Genomic DNA, 9,235 nt, shown 5'->3' with positions numbered 1-9,235 from the left:
ACGCAACCGATCCATCCACAGCGCGCGCCCCGCCACTGCATCCATTCGCACGACTCTACAGGAGAGGCCGGTAGGCTGTTCAGGTCCCCTTTCCTGGTATGACATCAGGTTCCGATCCAGTACACGAGGCCCGTCTTGCAGCGCACCCCCTTTGATCCTGCATCCGCTGCGATCGTCGTCGTCACCTTCAACCGCTCGCACCTGCTCAAGGGGCTGCTCACCAGCATCCGCACGATGGGCCCGAAGCCGGGTCGCGTCGTCATCATCGACAACGCGTCCACCGACGACACCACCGCCCTGGTCGAGTCGTTCCGCGACGACCTCGGCACCGAGATCGTCTACCGTCGCCTGGAGACGAACACCGGGGGCTCCGGCGGATTCAGCGAGGGCATGCGCACCGCCTACGAGCTCGGTGCGGAGTGGATCTGGATGATGGACGACGACGTCGAGGTGCTCCCAGACGGCCTCGCCCGGATGGGGCACTGGTCCGGCCGGTTCAAGAGCATCCAGGGCCGCCGCTACGACTACGACGGCAGCGAGTTCTACTGGCAGTACCGCATCGCCGACCGGATGGGCATCCCGATCCCGTTCGCCCCGTCCAAGTTCGACGCGTCCGGGTTCAAGGAGATGAACAGCGGATGCTTCGAGGGGATGTTCATCCACCGCTCGATCGTGCAGCAGATCGGCCTCCCCGATCCCCGGTTCTTCATCTACTGGGACGACCAGATGTACGGCTGGCTGGCCTCGCGCCTGACCACCGCGGTGATCGTGGACGAGTTCGTGCTGCGTCGCACCCGCGAGATCAAGCAGTGGGACATGGGCATCCGCCACATGAACGCGTCCAGCAACGCGTACCGGTACTACATCATGCGCAACCGCGCCTTCATCAAGCACTACTACCGCACGAAGGGCGCGTACAACCCCGTGCTGTTCGGCCTGGGCACCACGGCCACGTTCTTCAAGGAGCTCATCCGGCTCTTCTTCGTCGAGCACACCGTGCGCGGGACCAGCAACCTGTTCCGCGGCCTGCGGGACGGCGGCCGGATCGGCCGCGACCGCACCTGGCAGCCGATGCCCCCGCTGGAGGCGTGATGAGCGAGCAGCAGTATCTCTGGGCGCCCACGCCCGACAAGCCCAAGCGCGGGCGCGTGTGGCTGATCGTGCTGCTCGCGGTCGTGGCGCTCGCCATCGTGGGCGTGCTGCTGTGGGCCTTCCTGCGACCCGGCGCTCCTGTGGCGGAGCCGACACCCAGCGCGAGCGCATCGCCGACGGCATCCGTGAGTCCGACGCCGTCGACGAATCCGACGCCGTCGACGAGCCCGACGTCTGAGCCGACGCCGACCGATCCGCCGGTCACGAGCCCGCCGCCTCCGCCGGCGCCGGACCTGGGGGCGTTCCGGGACAGCGTCTCCCCCGTGCTCGCCGACGCGCAGCGCGGACTTCAGATCGTGCGCGAGTCGGATCCCCAGGAGGCCGTCCAGAACGTGGGTCTGCTGCAGGAGGATGCCGGCCGGCTCGCCGAGGTAATCGCTCCGAGCTCGATCGCGTCGCGCTGGAGCAGCGGCCTCGACACGTACGCCAAGTCTCTGCAGTCGCTCCGCTCGGCGTACGAGGGCGGGACGTCCGCTGAGGGACCGCTCTCAGATGCGACAAATGCGTTGAAGTCTCTGAACGATATCGTCGCCGGTCGCTGACACCGATCAGCACGTATTCTGACGCCGATCAGCGCGTGTTGTAGTCGGCGTTGTAGCGGTCGAGCACGTCGGCGATCGGAGCATCCATCGCCAGGACGCCCTTGTCCAGGTACAGGCCGCGCGTGCAGAAGCGCCGCAGATCGCGCTCGTTGTGGCTCACGAAGAACAGCGTGCGCCCGTCGGCGAGCAGCTCGTCGATGCGGGCGTAGCACTTGTCACGGAACGCCTTGTCGCCGACCGCGAGCACCTCGTCGACGAGCAGGATCGGCTCGTCGAGCTGAGACACCACCGAGAACGCCAGGCGCACCTTCATGCCGTTGGAGAGGTGCTTGTACGGGGTGTCCTCGAAGCCCTCGAGCTCGGCGAACCCGATGATCTCGTCGTACCGGCTCGCGATCTCCGCGCGCGACATGCCGTGCAGCCCCGCCGTCATCCTCACGTTCTCACGAACCGTGAGATCGCCCACGAATCCGCCGGTGAGCTCGATGAGCGGCGCGACTCCCCCGTGCACCTCGACCCCGCCCTCATCGGGCAGCAGGACGCCTGCGACCAGTCGCAGGAGCGTGGACTTGCCCTGCCCGTTGCGGCCGACCACGCCGATCGACTCCCCCGGCTGCACCGAGAAGCTCACGTTCCGCAGCGCCCAGAACTCCCCCGGCCGCGAACGGCGGGATGCCCCGGCGAACAGATCCTTGAAGCTTCGGCGTCCACGGCGGTTGCGGCGGAAATGCACGCCCAGATCCTGCACCTCGATCGCGGCGGACATCACAGCTCCTTCAGCACGGGACGCTCGAGTGCGCGGAACACCCACACCCCGAGGGCGAGGATCAGCAGGCTCATCACCGCGCTGATGATCACGGTCTGGGTGTGCCACTGGTCCGGGAAGAAGGCCATCCGGTAGAGCGTGAAGATGCCCGCGAGCGGGTTGAACGCGCCGATGGTCTCGAAGGCGCCGGGCAGGTTGGACACGTTGTAGATGATCGGCGTCGCGTAGAACAGCGCCCGCAGGATCAGCCCCGTGGTGCGCTCGAGATCGGCGTACAGTGCGCAGAGCGGCGCGACGATGAGGCCGAGGCCGACCAGGAGGATCGTCTGAAGCAGGACCGCGACGGGGAGCCAGAGGATGCCCCATCCGATGTGCGCGACCTGTTCGGGGTTCTTCTCGAAGATCATGTTCGCGACGACGAAGATCGCCAGCACCGGCATGGAGAAGAGGAACTCGATCCCCTTGCTCAGCACGATGCGATTCACCCAAATGGACCGCGGGATCGCCGTCGAGCGCACCAGGCGGGAGTCGCGCTTGAACGCCTTGGTGAAGTCCGACACCGAGGAGTTGAACCACACCCAGGGCAGCAGCCCGCTGATGAGGAAGACGATGTACGGGTCCTCGCCGACGTCGCGGTGGAAGACCCGGGTGAAGACGAACCAGTAGATCGCGCTCATCACCAGCGGGTCGAGCACCGACCACAGGTACCCGAGCGCGCTCGTGGAGTAGCGGACCTTCAGATCGCGCGCGGAGAGCAGCCACAGCGAGTGCGCGTACCGCTGCGGTGTGCCCGGGGCACCGACAGTCTCTTTACTCATCGCCGGATCAGTCGCCCTGGCCGGAGAGCTCGTTGCGCCACATCGACAGAGCCGAGCCGATCGCCATGTGCATGTCGAGGTACTGGTACGTGCCCAGGCGTCCGCCGAAGTGCACGTCCTGCTCGCCCTTCGCGAGCTCGCGGTACGCGAGGAGGCCGTCGCGGTCGGCGGGCGTGTTCACCGGGTAGTACGGCTCGTCCTCCCGGTTCGCGAACCGGGAGTATTCGCGCATGATGACCGTCTTGTCGGAGTTGAAGACGTCCTTGCGCTCCGGGTGGAAGTGCTTGAACTCGTGGATGCGTGTGAACGGCACGTCGAGATCCGGGTAGTTCATCACGCTGGTGCCCTGGAAGTCGGCGACGTTCAGCACCTCCTGCTCGAAGTCCAGCGTCCGCCAGCTGAGCGCGCCCTCCGCGTAGTCGAAGTAGCGGTCGACCGGGCCCGTGTAGACCACGGGCAGCTGCCCCACCGTGGCGCGCTTGTTGAGCTGCTGCGACTCGTCGAAGTAGTCGACGCCGAGCTTCACCTCGATGTTGGGGTGGTCCGCCATCCGCTCCAGCCAGGCGGTGTAGCCGTCCGTGGGCAGACCCTCCCAGGTGTCGTTGAAGTAGCGGTTGTCGTAGGTGTAGCGCACCGGCAGTCGGCTGATGATGTCGCCGGAGAGCTTGTGCGGATCGGTCTGCCACTGCTTGGCCGTGTAGTCGCGGAAGAACGCCTCGAAGAGCGGGCGGCCGACGAGGGCGATGCCCTTCTCCTCGAAGTTCTCGGCCGTCTTGACGTCGAACTCCCCCGCCTGCTCCTTCACCAACGCGCGCGCCTCGTCGGGCGAGTAGGACGCCTGGAAGAACTGGTTGATGGTGCCGAGGTTGACCGGCATCGGGTACACGACGCTGTTGTGGTTCGTGTACACCCGGTGCACGTAGTTCGTGAAGGTCGTGAACCGGTTGACGTACTCCCACACCGTCGCGTTCGACGTGTGGAACAGGTGAGCGCCGTAGCGGTGCACCTCGATGCCGGTCTCCGGTTCCGCCTCGCTGTATGCGTTTCCACCGATGTGCGAGCGACGGTCGATGACGGTCACCTTGCGGCCGGCTTCCGCGGCGCGCTCGGCGATGGTGAGGCCGAAGAAACCCGACCCGACGACGAGAAGATCCATCAGTCGGTCGGCTCCGGGAACTCGGGGTTGCGGATCGCGATCTGGCGGGCAAGCTGTGTGATCTGCGCGTCCTGCGCACGACGCTTGCGCACGGTCGTCAGCGCATTAGCGACGAACACGATCAGGAACGCGTAGAGGAGCAGATCAGTGCCACGCCCGACTCCGACGGCCTGCGCGAGGTCGTTGATCACCGCCGGGAACACGATCGCGTAGATCGCTGCGGCGAGAAGGATCAACAGTGTGATCGTGCGGATCGCCTGAGTGCGTGCCGATCCTCCCGGCTTCATCAGGATCAAGGCGAAGATCACGAAGGCTGCGATCAGCAATACTTTGATGATGATCTGGTCGAACATGGTCGTCCTACTTAATGAAGAGCTCGCTGAGAATGTTAACGGAGTTCCAGAGCGACTGCCCCTTCGCCCTCGAGTAGTCGGTGTAGACGATGTGCACCGGCTGCTCCGCGTAGCGGAGTTTGTGTTCCCCGATCTGGGCGACGATCTCGCTTGCATGCGCCATGCGGTTCTGATGGATCCGCAGCGACGTCGCGGCATGCCGGTTGAGCGCACGGAGTCCGTTGTGGGCGTCAGTGAGACGCACGCCGGTAGAGAGCCGCTCGAAAAGTACAGCCATCCGCAGAACGACCTTCTTCAGCGCCCCCGCCTTGGTGCGACCGTCCAGAAATCGCGACCCCACGATGATGTCGTAGGGCTCCGCACGCAGTCGCTCCACCATCGCGAGAGCATCCGACACCTGATGCTGGCCGTCTGAGTCGAAGGTGACGAAGTATTCGGCGCCTGGTCTGCCCAGCGCGAACTCGAGTCCGGTCTGCAGTGCGGCACCCTGACCGAGGTTGATCGGGTGCCGCACGACGACAGCTCCGCCCGCGAGCGCCTCGGCGACCGACGCATCGGTGCTGCCGTCATCGACGCAGACGATGTTCGGGAATGTCACTCGCGCGTCCTTCACGACGTCGCGGACCACACTCGACTCGTTGTACAGCGGGATGACGAGCCACGTGTCCGCATTACTCGGATTTCTGTCCATGCCCCTCTAGATCTTCCGTTCGAATCCGTCGTCTCAATTCTCGACCATCGCGACGCGCCGGCGTACATCCGCGGCGAGCAGCGCATACTCGCTCGCACGCGTCGACCAGTGCCAGCCCTCCATCGGCCGAACCGTCCACGGACTGTCCAGGCGCAAGCGAATCGCGTCCGCGAGCGCCTCGGCATTCTTCTGCTCTACGAGGTCGACGGCGAATCCCTGTTCTCGCAGGATTCGGACACCGGGCAGATCGTACGAGACGACGCTCCCGCCTACCTCCAGCGCCTCGAGGATCGTCGTCTGGAAGCCCTCGGCGAGAGTGGATGGATTCACCAGCACTCCTCCCGCGAGGGAGCGACTCACCTCGGCTAGCTCGACCCGACCTCGAAGCGTCACACGTCCTTCGAGGCCGGCGCGGACGACCGACGCCGCGATCGCGTCCGCGCTGACACCGTCACCGAGTATCTCCGCGGTGAACTCGACCCCATCGGCAGCGAGCATCGCGAGCGCCTGGACGAACACTTCGGCGCCTTTGCCAGGAACGAGCCGACCGACGAACACGACATGGCGTCTCGGACTTCGGTCGATCTTTGCCGGAGCGGCATCGATCGCGTTGTAGAACACCCGGGCGTCGGTCCGCCCGGACAGACGGCGGACGAACGCGATGACGTTCTCGGAGACGCCGATCACTTCTGTCGCCTGTCGCAGGACAAACCGTCCGATAGTGAGGTCGACGGCTCGGCTCCCGATGCGGATCGCGGGCGACGGCGAGACGACGTGGTCGCTTCCGTGTTCGGTGTGGATGACTGGAAGGCTTGCGCGTCTCGCTGCGCGCAGCCCTACCCAGCTCATCGGGAAGAACCGTGTGTGGATGGACACGACGTCGATGTCGAGCTCCTTCAGGAGACGAGCGACGCGGCGGGTCGCTCCTGCGGAGGGGAAGCCCAAGATGTCACCGATCCGGAAGTGCTCGCGGAGGCGGACCACGTCGATGCCGTCGTCGTCGGCACGCCCCGGACGATCGGAGAGGGTGACGACGAGCACACGGTGCCCCTGTGCGATGAGTCCGCGGGCGAGGTTTCGAACGTGGAGCTCGACGCCGCCGACCCGCGGCGGATAGTTGTTGACGATGAAGGCGATGCGCATCGCTCGGCGTGCGTCGCCGCAGGCTCCGGGTGAACCGTCAACCACTCGTCTTCTCTCCTGCCATAGCCCGTGCCACTCCGACTCGCTCGGGGCGTCGAGGACGCCGGGCACGACCAAGAGTATCGGATCGACCTGCACGCTTCATCGGGCGAAGGAGCGGCCGGGCGTTCAGTACTCGTGGCCCGGTCTGGTGATCCCCCAATAGCGACTGAACTGCGCAGCGCGCCACAACGCGTTCCGTGCGGCGACTCCCGCACGCGACAGGCCGATCGCTGCACCGAGCTGGCGGCGTTCGGCGAGGACTTTGTCGATGTGGGCGCCGGTCGGTCGTGCGCCCTTGCTGATCTGTCCGGGGTGCAGCCGGTACTCCGTGAGCTCATCGGCGAGAACGGCGATCGGACCGAGCTGCGCGAGTCGCAGAATCAGGTCGTAGTCCTCCATCTGCGCGAGTGCAGGATCGTAGCCGCCGACCGCCTCGAGCGCGGAACGACGCATCAGCACCGAGGAGTGCGTGACCGTATTCGACAGCACGAGATGGCTCCGCACATCGTCGCCCGTCGGCATCCGGATCGCGCCGGCGGGCTCCCCCCGCTCGGTGATCCGGCCGACGGCTGTCCCCACGAGCGGCGTCTCGGGACGGCTCGCGAGGTACTCCAGCTGAACGGCGATGCGCTCGGGGCGCATGCGGTCGTCGGCGTCGAGCCTGCTGATGAAGTCGCCCGTCGCTGCCTGCACACCGCGGATCATCGCCCGAGTGGGGCCGAGCGACTCAGCCGAATGGAGGAGGATGAGGCGAGGAGAACCCATCCAGTCACGCGATTCGACGTCGGCGATGCCGTTGAGCACCACGACTACCTCCGGCGCGGAGCCCGTACTGTCCAGCACCGACGCGACGGCCTCGTCCAGCCAATGGTCCAGACGGTGCGCCGGGATGACGACGCTCACTGCGGTCACGAATCGCCCCCCTTCACAGGAGTTCTCAGGAACCATAGAAGAATGCCCGCGGCGATCAGAGCTCGAGTGACCACCGAGGCGAAGAGGGCGATGAACGCTCCTGTGAGGCCGAGGCTAGGGATCAGCGCGATGCATCCGAGGATCGCGACACCGGCGGAGAAGATCGCGAGAATGAGCGAATGCGCATAATAATTCTCGATGGCGACCGCTATCGCGGTGAAGTGCGCCAATGGGAGGGCGAGTATAGCCAGCCCGAGAGGAACGGCCTCGGCGAACGACAGCGTGTAGTCGCCTTTGAAGATGAGCGGGAAGAGCTGAGCGGTGGCGATGAGTCCGATCACCACGATCGGTATGTAGACGAGGGTCCACTTCGCAGCGTTGCGCACCGCGAGGACGAGAGTCTTGTTTCCTTCGCCGTGTGAGAGCTGGTACTGCGCCGTGGGGATCCATGCCTGTGAGATGGTGCCCGTGACCAGATCGGCGAGCGCGTACACGTAGAGAATCACGGCGAAGCGCGCCGTCTCGTCCGCCCCGTGGCTGGCGGTCACGATGTACTGAGGAAAGGTCGAGATCAGCGAGAGTATCGCTGTCGTGAGTCCGAGAGGGACTCCCGCAGCGAGGATACGTCTGATCTCGATCCGCAGAGCCGGGCGAACGGGCGCCGAGGTCTCCGATCGCGCGACGCGCGATGCCGGCAGGAAGAGGAACAGGTACATCGCCAGCAGAGACGCCACCGCCACGACCAGGATGGTCGGGACGAGATCTCCGCTGAATGTCAGCGTGATCGCAGCCGCCGCCGAGGCTGCCACGGCGTACACGATGCTTGCGACGAGAATCGTACGTGACCGATGGCGTCTTTGGAGCGGCCCGGAGAGGAAGTCCGAGAAGACATCGGCGGTCTTGAGCAGCGCGACGAACACCATACCCGCCAGCAGGCCGGGGTTACCGATCGCCGTCGTCGCTGCAACCACCGCGATCGCGATGCTGACGGCTGCTGTCTGGGTCCGCGCGTAGGAGCCGAACCGGACATCCGGATTCAGCGTCAGCGAGACGGTTCGCAACCCGAGCTGGGCGAAAACGAAGAACGGCGTCGCGATCGCCAGCATGAGCGAGAACCGCCCGACGGTCTCCTGGTCTGTGAAGCGCGCAAGCAGCAACAGAAGGAGTATCGGGGCGAGGTTGCGGAGAACCTGCGCCCCGAGCAGGTCTATGGTGCTTCGCCGCAGGCTGGGAGACTGCTGCGCCGAGACCATCGCTTCATCGTAACATCCTGCGTCATACGCACCGCCGGGGGCGGCGTCACCCGCAGGTGAACTCGGCTCTCACTCCCGGCCCGGCAGGCAGGCAGTACCCGAACGGCGTCTCGCGCACGACCAGCTCGCGATCAGCCGGGATCCCGCACCAACCGCGGAGTCCCCCGATCAGCCACGGAATCTGCCCGACCGAGGGATTCTTCACATCGACCGCCTCGCTGACTACGAGCACCGGCACAGCCTGAGCGACGAGCGGCTCCACATGGCCTATCGGCCGTGCCGCGATCTCGGCCTCCCGCGCCGTCGCCGCACTGTTATGCAACGCGAAAGCCTGCAGCTGCAGACCTCCTTCCAAGGGTCCTGCAGGAAACGCGACGGCTGCGAGAGCGATCGCGATCACGAGCCCG

General features: G+C 65.7%; 11 protein-coding genes. 2 read left to right on the top strand and 9 right to left on the bottom strand.

The genetic code is table 11. From position 1 onward, the window contains the following. Positions 1–135 precede the first annotated feature (135 nt). Both BGN97_RS12260 and BGN97_RS12255 read left to right on the top strand, forming a co-directional pair. The gene (locus BGN97_RS12260) at positions 136–1,092 is read left to right on the top strand and encodes a glycosyltransferase family 2 protein (protein WP_292701848.1); all 957 of its coding nucleotides are present in this window, start codon (positions 136–138) and stop codon (positions 1,090–1,092) included. After that, the gene (locus tag BGN97_RS12255; protein ID WP_292701846.1) at positions 1,092–1,694 is read left to right on the top strand and encodes a hypothetical protein; all 603 of its coding nucleotides are present in this window, start codon (positions 1,092–1,094) and stop codon (positions 1,692–1,694) included. The genes BGN97_RS12260 and BGN97_RS12255 overlap by 1 nt, the downstream gene beginning before the upstream one ends. A 28-nt stretch (positions 1,695–1,722) precedes the next feature. Here BGN97_RS12255 and BGN97_RS12250 read toward each other — a convergent pair whose 3' ends face one another. From BGN97_RS12250 to BGN97_RS12210, 9 genes are all read right to left on the bottom strand, one after another. Next, on the bottom strand, positions 1,723–2,460 hold the full coding sequence (locus BGN97_RS12250) for an ABC transporter ATP-binding protein (RefSeq protein WP_292701844.1): 738 nt from the start codon (positions 2,458–2,460) through the stop codon (positions 1,723–1,725). After that, positions 2,460–3,278 carry an ABC transporter permease gene (locus BGN97_RS12245; RefSeq protein WP_292701843.1) on the bottom strand — a complete coding sequence of 273 codons (819 nt, stop codon included), beginning with the start codon at positions 3,276–3,278 and terminating at the stop codon, positions 2,460–2,462. The genes BGN97_RS12250 and BGN97_RS12245 overlap by 1 nt, the downstream gene beginning before the upstream one ends. Before the next feature lie 7 nt (positions 3,279–3,285). Continuing rightward, positions 3,286–4,434, bottom strand: coding sequence for a UDP-galactopyranose mutase (gene glf / locus BGN97_RS12240; RefSeq protein ID WP_292701841.1), 1,149 nt, complete (start codon positions 4,432–4,434; stop codon positions 3,286–3,288). After that, positions 4,434–4,787 carry a DUF2304 domain-containing protein gene (locus BGN97_RS12235; protein ID WP_292701838.1) on the bottom strand — a complete coding sequence of 118 codons (354 nt, stop codon included), beginning with the start codon at positions 4,785–4,787 and terminating at the stop codon, positions 4,434–4,436. The genes glf and BGN97_RS12235 overlap by 1 nt, the downstream gene beginning before the upstream one ends. 7 nt (positions 4,788–4,794) lie before the next feature. After that, entirely contained in the window at positions 4,795–5,478 is a 684-nt protein-coding gene (locus BGN97_RS12230) for a glycosyltransferase family 2 protein (RefSeq protein ID WP_292701835.1), read from the bottom strand. 33 nt (positions 5,479–5,511) lie between these two features. Continuing rightward, entirely contained in the window at positions 5,512–6,732 is a 1,221-nt protein-coding gene (locus BGN97_RS12225) for a glycosyltransferase family 4 protein (protein ID WP_292701832.1), read from the bottom strand. A gap of 57 nt (positions 6,733–6,789) precedes the next feature. Then, a complete protein-coding gene (locus BGN97_RS12220) occupies positions 6,790–7,575 on the bottom strand; it encodes a glycosyltransferase (RefSeq protein ID WP_292701829.1) in 786 nt (261 codons plus the stop codon). Then, a complete protein-coding gene (locus tag BGN97_RS12215; protein ID WP_292701827.1) occupies positions 7,572–8,732 on the bottom strand; it encodes a hypothetical protein in 1,161 nt (386 codons plus the stop codon). Before BGN97_RS12215 ends, BGN97_RS12220 begins: the two co-directional genes overlap by 4 nt. A 142-nt stretch (positions 8,733–8,874) precedes the next feature. After that, positions 8,875–9,228, bottom strand: coding sequence for a hypothetical protein (locus BGN97_RS12210; RefSeq protein WP_292701825.1), 354 nt, complete (start codon positions 9,226–9,228; stop codon positions 8,875–8,877). Positions 9,229–9,235 lie beyond the last annotated feature (7 nt).

The sequence above is a fragment of the Microbacterium sp. 69-10 genome, assembly GCF_001897945.1.
GTDB lineage: Bacteria > Actinomycetota > Actinomycetes > Actinomycetales > Microbacteriaceae > Microbacterium.
The sequence above is the reverse complement of the archived record's forward strand: the minus strand, read 5'-3'. Positions and strand labels throughout refer to the sequence as shown.